18 protein-coding genes are annotated in these 19603 nt (G+C 36.6%); 7 read left to right on the plus strand and 11 right to left on the minus strand.

All coding sequences use genetic code 11. From position 1 onward, the window contains the following. Nucleotides 1–63 precede the first annotated feature (63 nt). From VIH09_RS13395 to VIH09_RS13410, 4 genes are all read right to left on the minus strand, one after another. Nucleotides 64–1962: an amidophosphoribosyltransferase gene (locus VIH09_RS13395; protein WP_331581823.1), complete on the minus strand. Its 1899-nt coding sequence runs from the start codon at nucleotides 1960–1962 to the stop codon at nucleotides 64–66. Between the two features lie 122 nt (nucleotides 1963–2084). Further along, on the minus strand, nucleotides 2085–3008 hold the full coding sequence (locus VIH09_RS13400; RefSeq protein ID WP_331581825.1) for a PfkB family carbohydrate kinase: 924 nt from the start codon (nucleotides 3006–3008) through the stop codon (nucleotides 2085–2087). 106 nt (nucleotides 3009–3114) lie between these two features. Beyond that, on the minus strand, nucleotides 3115–3597 hold the full coding sequence (rnhA, locus tag VIH09_RS13405; RefSeq protein ID WP_331581827.1) for a ribonuclease HI: 483 nt from the start codon (nucleotides 3595–3597) through the stop codon (nucleotides 3115–3117). 2 nt (nucleotides 3598–3599) lie between these two features. Next, on the minus strand, nucleotides 3600–4169 hold the full coding sequence (locus VIH09_RS13410) for a phosphoribosylglycinamide formyltransferase (RefSeq protein WP_331581829.1): 570 nt from the start codon (nucleotides 4167–4169) through the stop codon (nucleotides 3600–3602). 176 nt (nucleotides 4170–4345) lie between these two features. On the opposite strand from VIH09_RS13410, the gene VIH09_RS13415 reads away from it, so the two are divergent. The 6 genes from VIH09_RS13415 to VIH09_RS13440 all read left to right on the plus strand — a co-directional run bounded on the left by VIH09_RS13415 (nucleotide 4346) and on the right by VIH09_RS13440 (nucleotide 9683). Next, complete coding sequence (locus tag VIH09_RS13415; RefSeq protein WP_007137004.1) at nucleotides 4346–4582, plus strand: acyl carrier protein; 237 nt, start codon at nucleotides 4346–4348, stop codon at nucleotides 4580–4582. 179 nt (nucleotides 4583–4761) lie between these two features. After that, nucleotides 4762–6015 carry a beta-ketoacyl-ACP synthase II gene (gene fabF, locus VIH09_RS13420; RefSeq protein WP_331581832.1) on the plus strand — a complete coding sequence of 418 codons (1254 nt, stop codon included), beginning with the start codon at nucleotides 4762–4764 and terminating at the stop codon, nucleotides 6013–6015. A gap of 5 nt (nucleotides 6016–6020) precedes the next feature. Next, on the plus strand, nucleotides 6021–6761 hold the full coding sequence (gene rnc / locus VIH09_RS13425) for a ribonuclease III (RefSeq protein WP_331581834.1): 741 nt from the start codon (nucleotides 6021–6023) through the stop codon (nucleotides 6759–6761). Between the two features lie 114 nt (nucleotides 6762–6875). Further along, nucleotides 6876–7364, plus strand: a complete 489-nt coding sequence (locus VIH09_RS13430; RefSeq protein WP_331581836.1) for an IPExxxVDY family protein — start codon at nucleotides 6876–6878, stop codon at nucleotides 7362–7364. Between the two features lie 5 nt (nucleotides 7365–7369). After that, on the plus strand, nucleotides 7370–8800 hold the full coding sequence (pyk, locus tag VIH09_RS13435; protein WP_331581838.1) for a pyruvate kinase: 1431 nt from the start codon (nucleotides 7370–7372) through the stop codon (nucleotides 8798–8800). 112 nt (nucleotides 8801–8912) lie between these two features. After that, a complete protein-coding gene (locus VIH09_RS13440) occupies nucleotides 8913–9683 on the plus strand; it encodes a Bax inhibitor-1/YccA family protein (protein WP_331581840.1) in 771 nt (256 codons plus the stop codon). Between the two features lie 82 nt (nucleotides 9684–9765). On the opposite strand, the gene dinB is transcribed toward VIH09_RS13440, so the two are convergent. After that, a complete protein-coding gene (gene dinB / locus VIH09_RS13445) occupies nucleotides 9766–10848 on the minus strand; it encodes a DNA polymerase IV (RefSeq protein WP_331581842.1) in 1083 nt (360 codons plus the stop codon). Between the two features lie 178 nt (nucleotides 10849–11026). On the opposite strand from dinB, the gene VIH09_RS13450 reads away from it, so the two are divergent. Further along, nucleotides 11027–11497 carry a CYTH domain-containing protein gene (locus tag VIH09_RS13450; RefSeq protein ID WP_331581844.1) on the plus strand — a complete coding sequence of 157 codons (471 nt, stop codon included), beginning with the start codon at nucleotides 11027–11029 and terminating at the stop codon, nucleotides 11495–11497. On the opposite strand, the gene VIH09_RS13455 is transcribed toward VIH09_RS13450, so the two are convergent. The 6 genes from VIH09_RS13455 to VIH09_RS13480 all read right to left on the minus strand — a co-directional run. Further along, complete coding sequence (locus tag VIH09_RS13455; protein WP_331581846.1) at nucleotides 11498–11995, minus strand: septal ring lytic transglycosylase RlpA family protein; 498 nt, start codon at nucleotides 11993–11995, stop codon at nucleotides 11498–11500. Between the two features lie 84 nt (nucleotides 11996–12079). Continuing rightward, on the minus strand, nucleotides 12080–12502 hold the full coding sequence (locus tag VIH09_RS13460) for a hypothetical protein (RefSeq protein WP_331581848.1): 423 nt from the start codon (nucleotides 12500–12502) through the stop codon (nucleotides 12080–12082). A gap of 100 nt (nucleotides 12503–12602) precedes the next feature. Further along, nucleotides 12603–15329, minus strand: coding sequence for a TonB-dependent receptor (locus VIH09_RS13465; protein WP_331581850.1), 2727 nt, complete (start codon nucleotides 15327–15329; stop codon nucleotides 12603–12605). Between the two features lie 282 nt (nucleotides 15330–15611). Then, nucleotides 15612–17255, minus strand: coding sequence for a glucose-6-phosphate isomerase (gene pgi, locus VIH09_RS13470; protein ID WP_331581852.1), 1644 nt, complete (start codon nucleotides 17253–17255; stop codon nucleotides 15612–15614). Nucleotides 17256–17456: 201 nt separating this feature from the next. After that, entirely contained in the window at nucleotides 17457–18701 is a 1245-nt protein-coding gene (locus VIH09_RS13475; protein WP_331581854.1) for a M23 family metallopeptidase, read from the minus strand. A gap of 25 nt (nucleotides 18702–18726) precedes the next feature. Next, the coding region (locus VIH09_RS13480; RefSeq protein ID WP_331581856.1) for a tryptophan 2,3-dioxygenase family protein at nucleotides 18727–19603 on the minus strand (877 nt) is incomplete at its 5' end.

The following is a 19603-nucleotide window of genomic DNA, read 5'->3' on the forward strand; positions in this document are numbered from 1 at the left end:
TTGTAACCAAATATTTTAGTTGAACAACCCATAAAGTCGTCAAATTACACGATTACGTGATTTCTAATACGCTCTTGCGTCTTTTCCTTCATAAAAATTCATAAATGCGCGATTCACAACCCTGTTACCTCCTGGTGTCGGATAGTCACCGGTGAAGTACCAATCCCCAAGATTTTTCGGGCAAGCGGTATGCAAATCTTCCACCGTTTGAAATATAATTTTCACTTCGGCATTTATTTCTGGGGAGCTCAACATTTGAGCTATTTTATCAGAAACCTCTTGAGGTTGGAATGGCTCATAAATTGCGGTAACATAATTTACTACCTCGGAGTCTTTAAAGTTCTCTTGCGCTTTACACTTGGCGTAAACTTCATCAACGATATGATACAAATTTCTTTCTTTCAACAATTCCAATGCCGCTTTAAAAGCCACTAAACCTTCTAATTTTGCCATGTCAATTCCATAACAATCGGGATACCTTATTTGAGGCGCCGAGGAAACGACAACAATCCTTTTTGGATTCAAACGATCCATCATCTTGATAATACTCATTTTCAATGTAGTTCCTCTTACGATACTGTCATCAATAATCACTAAGTTATCAGTTGGTTTAATCACACCGTAGGTTACATCATAAACATGAGCCACTAGATCATCCCGGCTGCTGTCTTCGGTAATAAACGTTCTTAGTTTAGCATCTTTAATAGCCACCTTTTCAGTTCGTATTTTTACCGCCAGAAGTTCCTGTAAAGATTCCTTGGTTAATTTACTTCTGTTTTTGAGAATGTAATTATTTTTTCTTTGGTTTAAGAAATCCTGTGCCGCTTCAACCAATCCGTAAAAGGATGTTTCGGCAGTATTTGGGATGTATGAAAAAACAGTATTGTCCGTGTCTTCATCTATGGCATTCAAAACAGCAGGCAGAATCAATCTCCCTAAATTTTTTCTTTCTTGGTATATTTCAGCGTCGCTACCTCTGGAAAAATAAATTCTCTCAAATGAACATGCTTTTTTTACCGTTGGCACAAGAATCTCTTGCATCGAAACGGTTCCGTTTTTCTTAATTATCAATGCGCTTCCCGGATCTATTTCATGCACTTTTTCAAAAGGGACATTAAATACGGTTTGAATTACTGGTCTTTCCGAAGCCACAACCACCACTTCATCATCCTGATAGTAGTAAGCGGGGCGAATCCCTGCCGGGTCCCTAAAAACAAAAGAATCGCCATGTCCTAAAAGTCCTGCCATAGCATAACCTCCATCCAGATTTTTAGAAGCTCTTGTCAAGATTCTGGCTACATCGAGTTTTTCGGCGATTACTGCTGATGCTTCTCTTTTGGTCAAACCATCATTTTTACATTCCTGGTACAAATCAGTTACCGCATCATCAAGAAAATGTCCTATTTTCTCCATAACGGTAACCGTATCCGCCATTTCTTTCGGATGCTGACCCAATTCCACCAAACTTTGAAAAAGCTCCTTTACGTTGGTCATATTGAAATTTCCGGCCAAAATCAGATTTCTGTGCATCCAGTTGTTCTGACGCAAAAAAGGATGAACGCTTTCGATGCTATTCTTTCCAAAAGTACCGTAACGAACGTGTCCCAAAAACAATTCTCCAATGTAAGGAATGTTCTCTTTTTGGAGAGACACATCATCCGCATATTCAGGATGAGAAGCCATTTCCTCATTTATCCTGTCATTTATTTGCGCAAAAACATCTTGAATGGGCTGCGCATGATTAGAACGGACTCTACTTATATAGCGTTCCCCCGGTTCCATGTCCAGTTTTATACTTGCGAATCCAGCACCATCTTGTCCGCGATTGTGCTGCTTTTCCATAAGGAGGTACATTTTTTGTATCCCGTAGAATGCACTTCCGTATTTCTCTTTGTAAAATTCAAGCGGTTTAAGCAGTCTAACTAAGGCTATCCCACATTCATGTTGTAACGCATCGCTCATTGTGTAGTTATTTGTTGTGTTGTTGTTTCTAATAATAAATTCTTACAAATAAAAGGGAAACTGAACCCTAACTCCCTATTAAATATAAATCAAAAAAACCCCGTTTCCGAGGTTTCAAGGTATTACAATGCTATTTCAAATTGTGTCAAAGACTTGAACTGTTGCAATCTTGACATCACTTCTTCTTTATCTAAATCAACCATTCTGTCGGTCCCAAATTTCTCCACACAGAATGAGGCTAAATTTGAACCATATATAATGGCATTTTTCATGTTCTCGAATGAAACGTTTTCGCTTTGGGTAATAAAACCTGCAAATCCGCCAGCAAAAGTGTCTCCGGCACCTGTTGGGTCAAACACTTCTTCTAATGGCAATGCCGGCGCAAAGAACACTTCTTTATTGTGAAACAGTAGCGCACCATGTTCACCCTTTTTGATCACCACATATTTTGGTCCCATCGCTTGAATTTTTGCGGCAGCTTTCACCAACGAATATTCCCCCGAGAGTTGTCTGGCCTCTTCGTCATTGATAGTTATGACGTCTATCCGTTTTATCACTTCCAATAATTCAGGTAGGGCACAATCCATCCAAAAATTCATTGTGTCTAAAACCACTAATTTTGGTTTTGTTTCCATCTGGTCCAAAACACTGCTTTGTACTAATGGATGCAAGTTTCCTAGCATCACCACATCGGCATTTTTATAATTTTGCGGTACTTTAGGTTGGAAATCAGCCAAAACATTCAATTGAGTGTCAAGAGTATCTCGGGAATTCAGATCGTTATGGTAGCGACCGCTCCAAAAGAAAGTTTTTCCGCCCTTAACCACTTCCAGACCTGAAATATCTACGTTCCTTTCGATCAATAAATCTAAATATTCTTGTGGAAAATCGTCTCCAACTACAGAAACTATGGCCGATTGTAAATTAAAAAAAGAGGCGGACAACCCTATATATGTTCCTGCACCACCTAAAATTTTATCTGTTTTGCCAAAAGGAGTTTCAATGGCGTCGAAAGCAACTGTTCCAACAATCAATAATTTATTCATTTATTTGAGATTCGAATTAAGGCGCAAAGATAGTTTATAAAGTATAAAATTGCAAAGACTAACAATTGTAAAGTTTTGCCAATTTACAACCCTGCAATTTCAATACTTACAACAACTTATCGACTTCTTTTTCATAAAACTCATCAACAGAAAGTTGCTTTTGCATAGAGGCCATAACCGCTAATTCGTCACATCTTTCGTTTTGAACATGGTTATTGTGACCTTTAATCCATTTGAAGTCCACTTTGTGCTTTCTGTAAACAACCAAAAAACGCTTCCATAAATCCGAATTTTTCCGGTCAACAAAGCCCTTTTTTTCCCATCCCAGAACCCATTTTTTTTCAACTGAATCCACCACATATTTAGAATCCGAAATTACCAAAACTTTGGTATTGGGATTTTTTAGCTTTTCCAAACCTACAATCACAGCCAATAATTCCATCCTATTATTAGTAGTAAGTCGAAAACCTTCATAAAATTCTTTTTTATAAGGTTTTCCAACCCATTCCATAACAACTCCGTAACCACCGGGACCTGGATTTCCTTTGGCAGCGCCATCAGTATAAATATGCACTTCGTAAGTATCCACTGCTATGCGTTGTTGGTTATCAATTTTTCGATCACTAAAGGAAAGCATTCTTGTTCCAATTCATGTATCTTTTCTGCAACTTCCTCTGCTGATTCGCTTCCCGTCAAAACTATTTTTTTTTGGAAAACGACTCCGCCCTCATCGTAATGTTCGTTTACGTAATGAATCGTAATTCCCGTTTCCTTTTCCTTATTATCTACGATTGCTTTATGAACGTTCATACCATACATTCCTTTGCCGCCATATTTAGGTAATAAAGCCGGATGAATATTTATTATTTTATGGTTATATGCAGCGGTAATGCTTTCCGGGAATTTTAATAAAAAACCCGCGAGAACAATTAAATCAGGCTGAATCAGTGTTAATTTATGTAGTATTTTACCTTCAATAAGTTCGGTCTTGGAAAAAACCTCAACCGGTATATTATTATTTATAGCTCTATCAATAACCTTGGCATTAGCATTATTTGTAAAAACGGCCACTACCGTTACCGTTTCATTTGAAGCGAAATGCTTGATGATGTTTTCAGCATTCGTACCCGATCCGGAAGCAAAAACAACTATTTTTTTCATGATTTCTCCAATTTATATTACGCAAAAAAAAGAATAATAATTCAAAATAAATAACATTGGCAAGTCTTTGTTTAAATTTATTTTATAAATTAGATGTCACATTTATCAACTTATTCGTTGTTTTAAAATAAAGTTTTTTATTTTTGCCAACAAATTAAATTCTAAAATTAAAGATTATGTCAGACATTGCATCAAGAGTAAAAGCGATTATTGTAGACAAATTAGGCGTTGACGAAAACGAAGTTGTAACAGAAGCAAGCTTCACTAATGATTTAGGGGCTGATTCGTTAGACACTGTTGAGCTTATTATGGAATTCGAAAAAGAATTTGACATTCAAATTCCAGACGATCAAGCAGAAAACATTGCTACTGTTGGTCAAGCTATTTCTTACATCGAGGAAGCTAAAAAATAATAATTTAAGCACCCGCTTGCAACCTTGCATGCGGGTGTTATTATTTTTTTTAAAAATTAGATTCAGATTGAATTTCAATCAAAAGATATTTATTGTAATACCCATGGCTCTTTTGTAATAAAAATACGGCAAAGAAAGCATGGGTTTTATTTGTTTAAAGATAACAAAATAAAGAAGATATGGTATTAAGACGAGTTGTTGTTACAGGTTTAGGTGCTCTTACTCCTATTGGAAATAATATTCAAGAATATTGGAACGCTCTTATCGGCGGTGTAAGTGGTGCTGCTCCAATAACGTATTTTGACCCTGCAAAGTTTAAGACTAAATTTGCTTGCGAATTGAAAAACTTTAATGCCGAAGATTTCTTGGACAGAAAAGAAGCCAGAAAAATGGACCGTTATGCTCAATATGCCATGGTTTCATCTGAAGAAGCGATCAATGATGCCGCTTTCAATTTTGAAAAACTGGATAAAGACAGAGCCGGAGTTATTTGGGGCTCGGGAATTGGCGGTTTGGAAACCTTTCAAATAGAAATGTTGAACTATTGCGCCGGTGACGGTACTCCAAAATTTAATCCTTTCTTTATTCCAAAAATGATTTCGGATATTGCTTGTGGTCATATTTCCATTAAATATGGTTTTAGAGGTCCAAACTTCGCAACCGTTTCGGCTTGTGCTTCTTCTACAAACGCAATCATTGACGCATTTAATTATATCAGATTAGGACACGCAGACGTGATGGTAACCGGTGGCTCAGAAGCTGCGGTAACTATCGCAGGAATGGGTGGCTTTAATGCCATGCATGCGCTATCAACAAGAAATGACGATCCAAAAACAGCTTCCAGACCAATGGACAAAGACAGAGATGGATTTGTGTTAGGGGAAGGCGCAGGCGCCTTAGTTCTTGAAGAGTATGAGCATGCAATTGCCCGTGGTGCCAATATCTATTGTGAAATTGGTGGTGGCGGTATGTCAGCTGATGCCTATCATATAACGGCTCCACATCCTGAAGGTTTGGGTGCCAAAAATGTAATGTTGAACTGTTTGAGGGATGCTGGCTTAAAGCCAACTGATGTTGATGGTGTCAATATGCACGGGACTTCTACTCCTCTTGGCGATTTAGCGGAATCTAAAGCCATTGAACATGTTTTTGGTGAACATGCTTACACCATGAACTTGAATTCAACAAAATCAATGACCGGTCACTTGCTAGGTGCGGCCGGAGCAGTTGAAACTATTTCATCCATTCTATCTATGAAATACGGAATAGTTCCTCCTACGATAAATCATTTTACGGATGACGAAAATATTGATTCAAAACTAAACTTTACCTTCAATGTTGCCCAAAAAAGAGACATGAAAGTGGTCATGAGTAATACTTTTGGTTTTGGTGGACATAACGCTTGTGTATTGGTTAAAAAATTAGAATTCTAATTTAAATGAATAGATTAAGAAAAATATTTACAAAATCCCGTTCTCCAGAAGACGGGATTTTTTTTGATGCTATCAAAACAATTTTAGGGTTCCCCCCTAAAAATTTAGATTATTATAAAAAAGCATTTACTCACCGCTCTTCCAGTCGTCTTGATCCCATTGGGAACATCATTAACTACGAACGTTTGGAATTTCTAGGCGATGCCATGTTAAGTGCAGTAATTGCGGCATATCTTTTCAGAGAGGCGCCGCATGGTGACGAAGGTTACCTCACGAAAATGCGGTCAAAAATTGTAAGTAGAGAGCATCTCAATGAATTGGGTAAGGATCTCAATCTTATCCGTTTTATAGAAAGCAAAGTTCCTATTCAACATTTTGGAGAGAACATTCACGGAAACATTTTCGAATCTTTAATAGGGGCAATTTACCTAGACAGCGGTTATGACCACTGCGAAAAATTCATACAAAAAAGAGTTGTTATCCCTTATGTCGATATTTCACGTTTAGAAGGAAAGGTAATCAGTTACAAAAGCTTGGTTATAGAATGGTGCCAGAAAGAAAAAAAGATATTTCATTATGATATTTTCGAAGATAACGCAATCGACGGCCAACGTTTATTTGGCGTGAAATTGAGCATTGAAGGCAAAGTAATTGCGAAAGCAAGAGCGACTTCAAAAAAGAAGGCGGAAGAAAAAGCATCGCAGCGCGCCTTTTTTGCATTTCAGGATAAAATGGACAAAAAATAATATCCATTTCCTTAAAACTATAACGTTTTCGTTAGTAAATTACCTAAAACATGCTGATTTAGTGCGTCATAACTTCGCTAGATACACTATATTTACAACTTATTTTATCATGAAATGGCAATTCACAAATTGGATCTTGGCGAATTTGACGAAATAGATTACAATCTTATCGCTATCCATACTTCATTAGAAGATTTCCGATTGGCTTATTTCATCAATCAAAAACTGCCGATAAATTTAAGCAAAAGTAAGGATGAAGTTCAGATTAATATAAAAGAAGGGGAAACAAATTTTTCCCGATTTTACTATTATGACCTGGAGAAAGCAATTTCCTGGAATTTGATTCAAAATAAAAACGAGGTGTCGCAACAGAAAAAAGATACACTCCAAAATTTATTTTCAAATGTAACCATGGAAATTACGACGAAAGTTTTCTTGCTGCCAGAATTTAAAAAAGCAGATTTCTTTTTAAAAATCGAAAATACAGAGGATACTATGGATGTGTCGAAAATAAAAACAATATTAAATACCATTGATAACATATCTGCCGTATATACCGTAGATACAAATCAAATAAAATCAAAAAACAATTTAATTTTTTAATACAAATGATTACAAACAAAAAAACCAAAATTGTAGCCACACTTGGGCCTGCATGTAGCACTAGAGAAATCATAAAAGATATGATTGATGCTGGAGTAAATGTGTTTAGGGTTAACTTTTCTCACGCAGACTATTCTGATGTTAAAGAAAAGATTAACATCATCCGTGGGCTAAATGACGAATATGGATATACTACAGCAATACTTGGTGATTTACAAGGACCAAAACTTCGCGTAGGAGTTATGAATGAAGGAGTTGTAGTAAATGACGGAGATTTAATTACGTTTACAACCGCCGAAGACATACTGGGTACTGCCCAAAAAGTATTCATGAAATATAAGAACTTTCCGAATGATGTCAATCCTGGCGAAAGAATTTTATTGGATGACGGAAAACTAATTTTTGAAATTGTTGAAACAGACAAAAAAACAGAAGTTGTTGCAAGAGTAATACAAGGTGGCGAATTGAAATCTAAAAAAGGAGTTAATCTACCGAACACAAAAATATCACTTCCTGCAATGACCGAAAAGGATATTGCCGATGCTATTTTTGCCATCGAACAAAAAGTAGACTGGATTGCCCTTTCTTTTGTAAAAACACCACAAGATTTAAAAGACTTGCAGGATTTGATTGCTGAGCATTCTGAATATAAAATTCCGATTGTAGCCAAAATAGAAATGCCTGAAGCATTAGAGAACATCGACAAGATAGTTGCTTATTGTGATGCATTAATGGTTGCCCGTGGGGACCTTGGTGTTGAACTTCCTGCTCATGAAGTACCTCTTGTTCAAAAAGAGTTGATTCGCAAAGCCAAAATGGCTCGAATTCCCGTGATCGTAGCCACCCAAATGATGGAAACCATGATTACGAGTTTGACTCCAACAAGAGCTGAAGTAAATGACGTTGCCAACTCGGTAATGGACGGTGCAGATGCGGTAATGCTTTCTGGTGAAACAGCTACAGGAAATTACCCTGTACAAGTAATCGAAAAAATGACACAAATCATTAAAGCGGTCGAAGATTCTCCATTAATTCAAGTACCGCAGAACACACCACAAATAAAAACAAAACGTTTTATCACTAAAACAATTTGTCGCCATGCGGCACTTATGGCCAATGCCATTAACGCAAAAGCTATTTGTACTTTGACTAACAGTGGTTACACTGCTTTCCAAATTTCAGCTTGGAGACCGTCAGCCTATATTTTGGTTTTTACGTCCAATAAAAGAATCATGACGCAATTAAGTTTGTTGTGGGGAGTAAAATCATATTACTATGACAAAGTGGTAAGCACTGACGATACCGTAACCGATATAAATGAAATTGTCAAAGAAAAAGGATATGTAACTAAAGGTGATTTCCTGATCAACTTAGCAGCTATGCCTATTAAAGAAAAAGGAATGGTAAATACCATGAGAGTTTCGGAAATAGAATAAGCTAACGCCTATCTAAAATACAATCCGCCTGTTTAGAAATTAAACAAGGCGGATTTTTTTGTCCTTAATTTTTTTTTAATTTATCTTTGAAAAAATAAAAACTTCATTTTCTATGAATTTCAAATCGCAAAACCCTTTTTTAAATAACAAATCTTTTTCTGCAACAACTGCCAGAAAAGAGCAAGTGCATCATGCCACTATTATAGATTACAACCAAGAAATGACCTTGTCTGGCACAATCAATAAAACTTTACTTCTGTTTTTATTGCTTACCGCATCGGCTATGGTTATTTGGTGGATGGCTTTTAACGGCATGAACCCAATCGTTCCGGCAATCGGAGGCGCAGTTGTAGGTTTGATTTTGGTCGTGATTTCTGCTTTCAAGCCACAATATTCCCCGTACCTGGCACCAGGATATGCCTTATTTGAAGGTCTGTTTATTGGCGGAATTTCGGCGATTTTTGAAACGATGTACCCCGGAATAGTAATACAGGCAGTGGGGGCAACTTTTGTCACCTTTGTAGTCTGTTTAGGACTGTACAGATATAAAATTGTAAAAGTAACTGAGCAATTCAAATCAGTCGTTGTTGCGGCCACTCTTGCGATCGCTACTTATTACCTGATTTCATGGGTTGTTTCTATGTTTACGAGTTTTCAGCCGGTTCACTATGGCAACTCGATGATGAGCATTGGAATCAGTATATTTGTAATCATAATTGCCGCTTTAAATTTATTCCTGGATTTTGACAGAATAGAAAAAGGAGCCGAGCAAAAAATGCCAAAATACATGGAATGGTATGGCGCCATGGGATTGATGGTTACTTTAGTTTGGCTTTACATTGAATTTTTACGTTTACTGTCAAAACTGAACAGCAAAAACTAATTGCAATACAAAATAACTAAAAAGCCTTTCCCATCGGAAAGGTTTTTTTATGCTGTTTATTGAAAATGATTGTCTCTTGAGATCAAAAATCAAACTTTAACTGCACGACAAGAAATTTCTTTTCTTCCGTATTTAAGTTACTTAATGAAATCCCCAACAGCCGTACAGAATCCTTCATGCGTTCCTGGTACAACAACTCTTTTACAATTTCTAAAATCAGTCCTTTGTCAGAAATAAAATAGGGTACTGTTTTACTTCTGGTTTGTTGAGTAAAGTCGCTGTATTTTATTTTTAACGTGACCGTTTTGCCGGCGACCTTGTATTTACCCAATCGTCTTTCCAGCGCAATAGCGATACTTTCCAATTTTTCTATCATGAATATTTCTGACGAAAGATTGACATCGAAAGTGTGTTCGGCAGCGACTGATTTCGTAATCCGATCTGATTTCACTGGGCTGTTGTGGATCCCACGAACTACATTGTAGTAGAAACTTCCGGACTTGCCAAAATGTTTTTCCAAAAATTCCAGCGACTTACTTTTTAAATCTACACCGGTAAAAACCCCCAATTGATACATTTTTTCGGTAGTAACTTTTCCCACGCCGTAAAATTTGCGAATAGGCAGCTCTTCCAGAAATGCTATAACTTCATCTGGATTAACTGTTTTTTGACCATTTGGCTTGTTGTAATCGCTGGCTATTTTAGCTACGAATTTATTGATTGAAATTCCCGCCGAAGCCGTTAATCCCACTTCATTAAAAATTCGCGCCCTAATTTCTTCCGCCAATAAACTGGCGCTGGGATTTCCTTTCTTGTTTTGGGTAACGTCTAGATAAGCCTCGTCAAGGGAAAGCGGTTCCACCAAATCAGTATAGTCGTGAAAAATTTTTTGAATCTTGGCTGAAATTTCCTTGTACCTGTCGAATCTTGGCTTGACGAAAATAAGCTCAGGACAGTACTTTTTGGCCATCACACCGCTTATGGCACTTCGTACACCAAATTTCCTGGCCTCGTAACTCGCCGCCGAAACAACTCCCCTGTTTTCTGAGCCTCCTACCGCCACAGGTTTGCCTCGCAATGCTGGGTTATCCATTTGCTCAACGGAAGCGTAAAAAGCATCCATGTCTATGTGTATAATTTTTCTGTTTTCGATAGTATCAGACATGATACAAATTTAAACTCCTTTTATGTAAAATGCGGTTCCTGCAGTTAAAATATTTGATACATTTGAACAAATCAGACAGCCCGGATGGAAGCGGCATCCTTTTACTTTCTATTCAAAAAAGTAAAAGATATAGCGCACAACCGGAAAAGTTCCAAAAACAATCATAACTCAGCAAGAAATGGTAGAAATAGAAAGGAAATTTTTGGTTAAAAATGATTCGTTCAAAGCAGCAGCTTTTGCCAAAAACCGAATTGCGCAAGGATATTTGAACTCCAACCCTGAACGCACCGTACGAGTGCGTATAAAGGCCGACAAAGGATATTTAACCATAAAAGGGAAATCGAACGAAACTGGCATGTCGCGTTTTGAATGGGAAAAAGAAATTCCGGTTGGCGAGGCCAAAAGCTTATTGCAACTGTGCGAAAAAGGCGCAATCGACAAAACTCGCTATGAAGTAAAAGTGGGCAAACACGTCTATGAAGTTGACGAATTTTATGGAGAAAATGAAGGTTTGATTGTCGCTGAAATAGAACTTCAATCGGAAACGGAAAATTTTGAAAAACCAGACTGGCTTGGACAAGAAGTAACGAATGACAAACGCTACTACAATTCTAATTTAAGCTTAAACCCCTACACAAATTGGCAATAACTATTTTGTAAATACCTCAATAGTTACAGTCATTACTCCGACCCCTTTATGCCTTGCAATTTCCATAAATGCCCTTTTAGAAAGGTCAATTTCCCTAGACTTAACAAATGGCCCCCTGTCAGTGACCTCGACGATTACGGACTCCCCATTTGCTTCATTGGTGACCCTTAATTTGGTTCCGAATGCGAATTTTTTATGCGCCGCCGTATATTTGTTCATGTCAAATAACGCACCACTGGCGGTTCTTCTTCCGTGGAATTTATCTGCATAATAGGACGCATGTGCACCTTTTTTATAGGGAATAAGCTTCCCCATTTTTTCCTTTATCGTATCTATTTTAATTTCCTGCTGAACCACTGTAATTTTTGTCTTTTTGACAGTGTCTTTGGCTACCGAAGATTTTTGAGTTGGAGATTTTTGATTATCTATAATTTTGCTTTGACTACTCACCAAGGCAACTATGGCGAATAAAAAAAGGACTGTAATTGATTTTCTCATTATTAACTTTTTAGTTCGAAATCTATTTAAACAAAAACCATACCTAGATAAAAAAAAGTCCTATTTCTAGGACTTCTACGTATGTTATAACCACATTGACCATGGAATTCTACTTAAAATAAGCAGCAATCCCAGTCCGTAAAAAATGGAAAAAGTTTTGAATTTCGACTCGGATGTCGTCAATTTTTTGTGCTTTGACCAACCTATTGTGATTAGCGCAATTGCTATAATGTTGATTAACGGATGCTCCAACGAAGTTAACCTTAGCGCTTTATCAGACATTTGCCCAAGAGAAGCAAAACCGAGCGGAGAAACAAAATACAATATCAATCCAATGAGCAATTGCGTGTGTGTCCCTATCAATCCGAAAATGGCAATTTTTCTGTCCTTGGCAGTAAATTCTTTTTTACCAATCAGCCCAATAATTGAGTTGATAGCCGCTACAACCAATAATAACAGAGCCAAGTAAGCCCAACCAGAATGAAATTTTTGTAATAATTCGTACATATAAATTGTTTTTGTTTGAACAAATATAACAAAAAAAGGCATAAAAAAAACCCTTCAATTCAATTGAATCGAAGGGTTTTTAAAACTTTATTATTAAATATTAGAAGTTGTAACGAACACTAAAGTTCCAAGTTCTTCCGTAACCGAAGTACACTTGATTAGCATCTGCCACTCCATCATAAGTTCTATTGTTAGACGCATATGTTCCAAGTGCAGGATTTGTTCTACTTACATTATCATCAGCAAAAATATTACTTCTAGATTCAGAGATATACGTTTCGTCTAAAACGTTGTTCATGTTAAACCTAAAGTTAAGAGAACTATTTTTAGCACTTCCTAAAAGTAATTTATAAGAAACACCTGCATCCATTAATCCGTAAGAAGGCAATTCTAGCGCTCCTTTATTATCTGCAGCAGTAAAATTACCAGGAGAAATCGCAGCAAACAATTTATCAGCTACTCTATAGTTAGCATCAACATTAAATCTTTCAAAAACTTCATATTTAGCACCTAAGCTAGCTGTAGTTTGCGCAGCATCACCCACTTTTACTTTATCTAAGTATAAAACCTGATCAGATTGACCAGGAACTGGTTCATTGTCTTGATCGTATCTATTGCTTAACGCATTGTCTTTGTACTCCCAATTACCAATTGACAACATCGCATTCAAACTTAACTTAGGCATTGGTCTAGCATTCATTTCTAGCTCAACTCCTGTATGAATTTCATTAATCCCTACGAAATCAAAATAACCACCAACATTATCTACTGAATTATCCGTTCTTCTAAGGTTTTGGTCTTTCCATGAAGTATAATACACATTTACTTTTGCATTAAATTTAGAAGATGTAAAACCATAACCTCCCTCAAGAGCAAAAACTTTTTCGTTCACTAAGTTTTCTGCAACAATAGATTTATTGTTAGGATAAACCGCATTAAAGAAAGGTTGTTTAGAGTAGAATCCTGAATTCACAAATACATTGTTTTGCGTATCGATATTGTAATTTGCTCCACCTTTAATGTTACCACCTAATATGTTCTCGTAATCCGTCTCTACAAGAGGATCAGTTAATAAATAGGTAAATGGATCTTCTCTTTTAAATCCTTGTTGCGAAACAGCTCCTTGGATAAAAGCGGAAAGATTGTCTTTAGAGTACTCTAATTGTGTAAACGCACCCAACCAGTTTACTTTTCCATTATTGTTGTAAGCAATTTTTTCTTGATCTTTTACATTAGTAAATGGATTCAAGCTTGGAGTTGGAGCATAAGTAGTAGATAAAACTCTACTTGGATTGTTGACATCAGTCTTGTCAAGATATCCGTCAGCACCCAACAAATCATTTAGATTTCTAAAGTGAAAACCAGTATAAGTTCTAGCGTCGATACCAAAATCAAGTGTAAGTGTTTGTGATAATTTATTGTTTAAATTTATCACGGCACCATACCAGTTATGAGAATTCACTGATGATCTTCTGATGAAACCATTTCTGCTATCAGCAATATAATCGCCATCAACATTTGGAGTTAATGGAGCACCAATTGTATTTGGTTGACCCGTGTTGTATTTTACGAATTCATCAATAGGCAATAATCCGTTCGCAGTTTTATAGGCAGAAGAGTATGGGCTTTTACCGATATTTCCTGTTCCACCACCTCTACCCCAAGAACCGTAGAACACAGATGATAATTTAGTTTTATCATTGATTTTATAATCCCAGTTAAATGAAGCAACTGGTTTGTGATAAAAGTTTCTTGCGAATGAATATTCCTTTCCATCTTTATAACCCCAGTCAGAGTTGTATTTAACGTTAGGCTTCCCATCTTTACCATATTGCAGGTACGCTGAAAGAGGATTTGCAAAACTTCTTTGGTGATGCCATTGTGGAGCACCCGTAAAAGTAAATTGAATATCGTGTTTTTCGTTGATTTTATAACCTAACGCAATGAAATAGTTCTTAGCTTCAAATTTAGTTCCGTCAACATAACCGTTTCCAGTAGTAGAGCTTAACAAAACAGATGCTGACAAACCGTTTTTCATCAATCCTGTGTTGTACGAAGCCTGTACTTTAAGATAATCATCATTTCCTGTTGTTGTACCTACAGAACCACCTTCCTTCATATCAGAAGTCCTAGTTATAATGTTTATTGTTCCCCCTACAGAAGAAATAGCCAATTTAGAAGAACCTAAACCTCTTTGAACCTGCATTGCAGAAGTTACGTCAGAAATTCCTGCCCAGTTACTCCAGTATACGGCACTATTTTCCATGTCATTTACCGGAACACCGTTAACCATAACTGCAATATTTCTCTGGTCGAATCCACGAATATTTATTCTGGAATCCCCAAAACCTCCACCGCCTTTAGTGGCATAAACAGAAGGGGTGTTTACCAATATTTCAGGGAACTCTTGCGAACCTAATTTTTCTTGAATTTCAGCTGCTTTAATTGTAGAAACAGCAACTGGTGTTTTTCTGTCTTTAGCGACATCAATTACACTAGAAGTAACTACAATTTCCTCTAATTCATTAGAATTGGATGTCAAAACGATAGTTCCTAAATTTTTTGTAGCACCATTTGCAACAGAAAATCTGATTGTTTTAGGCGCGAAACCTATAAAAGAAATAACTAATTCTCCAGAATCAACTGTAGTATTAATTGAAAATTTACCGTCAAAATCCGTAGATACACCAGTTGCCAAACCTTTAATAGCGACATTAGCACCAGGTAATGAACCTTGACCATCAGTAATAGTTCCAGTAATTTTCCCTTGAGAAAAAGCCGTTGTCATTACCAAAAACAGTAATCCAGAGAATAACCAATTTTTCATTGTCTTCATTTTTATTTAGTTAATTTATTTTTTGGCAAAATTATAACATTTTTACCACAAAAAGTTAACGCAATGTTAAGAAAAGTTTTAAAAACAACAATTTTGTTTAATAAAAATATGTGAAACCAGCCGTTTTGACGAAAATAATGAGAATTTAAAGCCAATTCCTCATTTAAAATAATAACTCGATAAAAAAGCGCGAGTAAAATAATAAAGTTCGAAAAAAATAAAAAAACCCGATTTTAGTAAAAAAATCGGGTTTGTATAAAAATTGTTAAAACTTTATTTGTTCTTCAAATAATATTTCAACAAGAATTCCGTCGAACTATCGTGATTTTGCACTTCATTAGTATTAATCTCTTCTAGAATAGAATTGGCCAATTGTTTTCCCAGTTCCACACCCCATTGATCGAAACTAAAAATATTCCAAATTACTCCCTGCACGAAAATTTTGTGCTCATATAGCGCAATCAAAGAACCTAGCGACTTTGGCGTCAATTTTTCGATAAGAATAGTGTTTGTCGGCTTATTTCCATTAAATACCTTAAATGGAAGAAGATATTGTGCTTTTTCGGCAGAAAGACCTTGTTTATCAAATTCTGCCTGAACCTGGTCTGCCGTTTTACCGTGCATTAGGGCTTCGGTTTGTGCAAAAAAGTTAGACATTAATTTATCGTGGTGATCCTCATCCCCATATAACGGCTTAACATACCCTATAAAATCGGAAGGGATCAATCTAGTCCCTTGATGAATCAACTGGAAAAAAGCATGTTGTGCATTTGTTCCCGGTTCCCCCCAAATAATGGTTCCAGTCTGGTAGTTTACCCGTTTCCCGTCGCGACCCACACTCTTACCGTTACTTTCCATCGTCCCTTGCTGAAGATAAGGAGCCAATTTTTGCAAATATTGTGTGTAAGGAATCAAAGCTTCACTCTCTGCTTCGAAAAAATTATTGTACCAGACGCTCAGTAAAGCTAGAACTACTGGCATGTTCTTATCAAAATCGGCAGTTTTAAAATGTTCATCCATTTCATTTGCGCCGCCCAACAATTCATCAAAATTATCAAATCCTACTGCTAAACTGATGGTAAGTCCCACCGCACTCCATAATGAAAATCGTCCGCCAACCCAATCCCACATAGGAAAAACATTCTCTGGATCTATTCCGAATTCAGTTACTTTTTGAACATTGGTTGAAACAGCAACAAAATGTTTGGCTATATCCTCTTGACTTGCTGATTGTAAAAACCATTTTTTTATGGTTTCAGAGTTTGTTAATGTTTCTTGGGTTGTGAATGTTTTAGAAACGATAACGAAAAGAGTAGTCTCAGGATTCAACTTCTTGATGATTTCATTTACATGATCTCCATCAACATTCGAAACAAAATGAACCTTAAGGTGATTCGAATAGTACTGCAAAGCCTCAACCACCATAGCCGGTCCCAAATCGGAACCACCAATACCTATATTTACAATATCAGTAAAGGCTTTTCCGTCATATCCTTTTCTCTCTCCTGACAATACTTCATTAGTAAATGCTTTTATCTTGCTTTTGACGTCATATATCTCAGGAACAACATTGATGTCGTTTACTTTGATAACGGCAGATTCTTTGGCTCTTAATGCAGTATGAAGTACCGCTCTATTTTCCGTCTGATTAATTATGTCTCCCTCGAAATAATCTGCTATCGCGCTTTTAAGCAGCATTTCATTAGCCAGTTCAAGCAAAAGGTCGATTGTCTCTTTATCAATGATGTTTTTTGAGTAATCGATTAGAAAATCGTTCCACTGCAAGTTAAACTTTTCAGTTCTTTCAGCATCCGTTTGAAACATCTCAAGCATCGAAGCATTTTGCATTTCGCCAAAGTGATTCTGCAGTTTTTTCCAAGATGTGGTTTCAGTTGGGTTTGTCGTATTTAAGGCCATTTATAATGTAGTTCAAGTATTATTGTTCTTTCGGCAAAAATACTGAAATTAGTTTTAATTGATTAGGCGTTTTACTATTTATAACAATTTAGCGAAAATTAAAAAGATATTCGTAGGCTGTAAAAAAGAAGGGCAGTAATTATTTAGATAAATAATTACTGCCCTTCTTTTTTGCTTAAAATGGCTCTTTTCTATATTTAACTACAGATTGCCGACGCTGTCCAATTCAAATTTCAATGGTTCGATTGTCTTTAAAAATCGGGCTTTATTTTTACTGTTCATTGGTTCGCCGTTTGGTAATTTCAACCTTAATGCATCAACTTGTTTGCCATTTTTCCAAAATCGATAACAAACATGGGGACCCGTAGCCAATCCTGTACTCCCGACCCTTCCAATAACATCACCTTGGTTGACATGCTGACCGCGTCGAACCAAGATTTTGGACATATGTAAGTACTGTGTAGAATAAGTGCCATTATGCTTCACTTTTACATAATTCCCGTTTCCTGCCGTATAACCCGTTTTTTCTACTGTCCCAGAGGCCGTAGTCGTAATGTGCGTTCCTCTAGGTGCGGCATAATCTGTTCCTTTGTGCGCTTTCCACCTGTGCTGCACAGGATGGTATCTATTCATTGTGAATCGTGACGAAATTCTGCTGAATTTGATTGGCGTTTTAAGAAAGAAGTTTTTCAATGTCTTGCCGTCTTCATCGTAATATTCAATTTTCCCGGAAGAAGCGTTCTGGGCGAAGGGAAAGGCATAAATTATTTTTCCTTTGTACTCAAAAAATGCAGCCTCCAAATTGTCTACACCATTGTATACAGAATCATTAATGAATCGTTCCGTAAAAGTGATGCCAAAGCGGTCACCCTTTTTGAGTTTGAAGAAGTCAATTGACCAAGCATATATTTTTGTGATTCTGTTTGCTAGAGCGGCTTCCACCCCTGCATGTCCTAAAGTTTCAGATAACGAACCTTTTAAAACGCCGCCAATAGTGCGCCTTCTTATGGTAATGGGCCTAGTTTTCTTATGAGCAACAACTACCGAATCGCGCAAATCAAAAATATAGTAACTTAAAGCATCAGGTTGGTATACAAAAACCTGTAACTTATTAGTTTTATCTTTTGACCTCAACATCGTATAGGCTCTATTAGGTCTGATAATCCTAACATTAAAGGTATCCTTTATACTTTGTACAATTTCGAAAACTTTTCTGTTCCCAATATTTTGCTTTTGTATAATTGTCCCAAAAGTGTCGCCTTTTTTAACCGTATCCTGAACTACATTATATTCAGAAAAATTAAAACCAAAATCAGAATTTTCCGCAATCTTCTTTATCGCCTTAACCTTAACCGCATTTCCGGTTTTACTATTCGTTTTATTATTGGATTTATTACATGATAGTATTGTTGTCAATACTATGATAATCATTAATACCTTCTTCAAACTGCTTTATTTTTCTGTATTCAACTTAATTTTCTACGCCCCAATTCGCCAATTCCTCGGCATTCCATAATTCCGGAAAAAAGATTCTTCTTTGATATTTTGGGTGCATGTATTTTTTCCAATCGCTCCCACCTGTCGCTTCTCCTGTACCCTTTCCGCTATCGATATATTTTCTGGCGGCATTCAAATGCCCCATTACCCATGTAATATTTACCGTATAGTCAAAATGACGCATCGCTTTCATTAATTCCGGATTTTTCTGGTCCGAATCCGGAAGCTGTTTAAACTTTTGCCAAATATTTATGGTGTTGTATTCCTCCATATGCGTCAGGAAAGTTGCCTTATATTTTCTTTCAAATTCTTCCAATAAGAAGGACTTCTTACCGGTCCGATAATCTTTTCCCGCAGCTTGCCAATATAAATGCTCGAACGCGTGTTCATAAGATGTATTTCTATCTATTGAATCTCTATATCGATGATCAATTAGGTTTATCAAATCAGTGGAAGAAAACTCAATCAGACGGTATTGTGCACTCTGAAAACCACTTGCGGGAGTCAGCGTATTTCTAAATTTCATATATTGTTCCACTTCCATCCCGTCACCCATTATGTCAAACGAAGTGGTTAACATGTCAAAATATCGGCTGACCCTCATTAATCGCTCGGTGAAAAAACCGGTTTTGATGTCTTTACAGTAGGAGATTTGATTCATTTCCCAAAGAATCATCTTAAACAATAATTCATTCACTTGATGATACATGATAAAAACCATTTCATCAGGAAGTGTTGTTCTTTGAATCTGTAAATTTAATAAGGCGTCCGTATGTATGTAATCCCAGTAGGTAATTGGTTTCGACCAAAGCAAACCTTCCAAATGGGTCTCCATTTTCTGGTCAATGGAA

It is taken from the genome of Flavobacterium sp. (assembly GCF_036515215.1).
Classification (GTDB): Bacteria; Bacteroidota; Bacteroidia; order Flavobacteriales; family Flavobacteriaceae; genus Flavobacterium.

Coding starts and splice junctions, on each gene's coding strand:
- pyk (WP_331581838.1), top strand. CDS start 7,370: ATGATTACAAACAAAAAAACCAAAATTGTAGCCACACTTGGGCCTGCA.
- dinB (WP_331581842.1), bottom strand. CDS start 10,848: ATGTCTGATACTATCGAAAACAGAAAAATTATACACATAGACATGGAT.
- pgi (WP_331581852.1), bottom strand. CDS start 17,255: ATGGCCTTAAATACGACAAACCCAACTGAAACCACATCTTGGAAAAAA.
- VIH09_RS13395 (WP_331581823.1), bottom strand. CDS start 1,962: ATGAGCGATGCGTTACAACATGAATGTGGGATAGCCTTAGTTAGACTG.
- fabF (WP_331581832.1), top strand. CDS start 4,762: ATGGTATTAAGACGAGTTGTTGTTACAGGTTTAGGTGCTCTTACTCCT.
- VIH09_RS13465 (WP_331581850.1), bottom strand. CDS start 15,329: ATGAAAAATTGGTTATTCTCTGGATTACTGTTTTTGGTAATGACAACG.
- rnc (WP_331581834.1), top strand. CDS start 6,021: ATGAATAGATTAAGAAAAATATTTACAAAATCCCGTTCTCCAGAAGAC.
- VIH09_RS13430 (WP_331581836.1), top strand. CDS start 6,876: ATGGCAATTCACAAATTGGATCTTGGCGAATTTGACGAAATAGATTAC.
- VIH09_RS13450 (WP_331581844.1), top strand. CDS start 11,027: ATGGTAGAAATAGAAAGGAAATTTTTGGTTAAAAATGATTCGTTCAAA.
- VIH09_RS13410 (WP_331581829.1), bottom strand. CDS start 4,169: ATGAAAAAAATAGTTGTTTTTGCTTCCGGATCGGGTACGAATGCTGAA.
- VIH09_RS13415 (WP_007137004.1), top strand. CDS start 4,346: ATGTCAGACATTGCATCAAGAGTAAAAGCGATTATTGTAGACAAATTA.
- VIH09_RS13455 (WP_331581846.1), bottom strand. CDS start 11,995: ATGAGAAAATCAATTACAGTCCTTTTTTTATTCGCCATAGTTGCCTTG.
- VIH09_RS13440 (WP_331581840.1), top strand. CDS start 8,913: ATGAATTTCAAATCGCAAAACCCTTTTTTAAATAACAAATCTTTTTCT.
- VIH09_RS13400 (WP_331581825.1), bottom strand. CDS start 3,008: ATGAATAAATTATTGATTGTTGGAACAGTTGCTTTCGACGCCATTGAA.
- VIH09_RS13460 (WP_331581848.1), bottom strand. CDS start 12,502: ATGTACGAATTATTACAAAAATTTCATTCTGGTTGGGCTTACTTGGCT.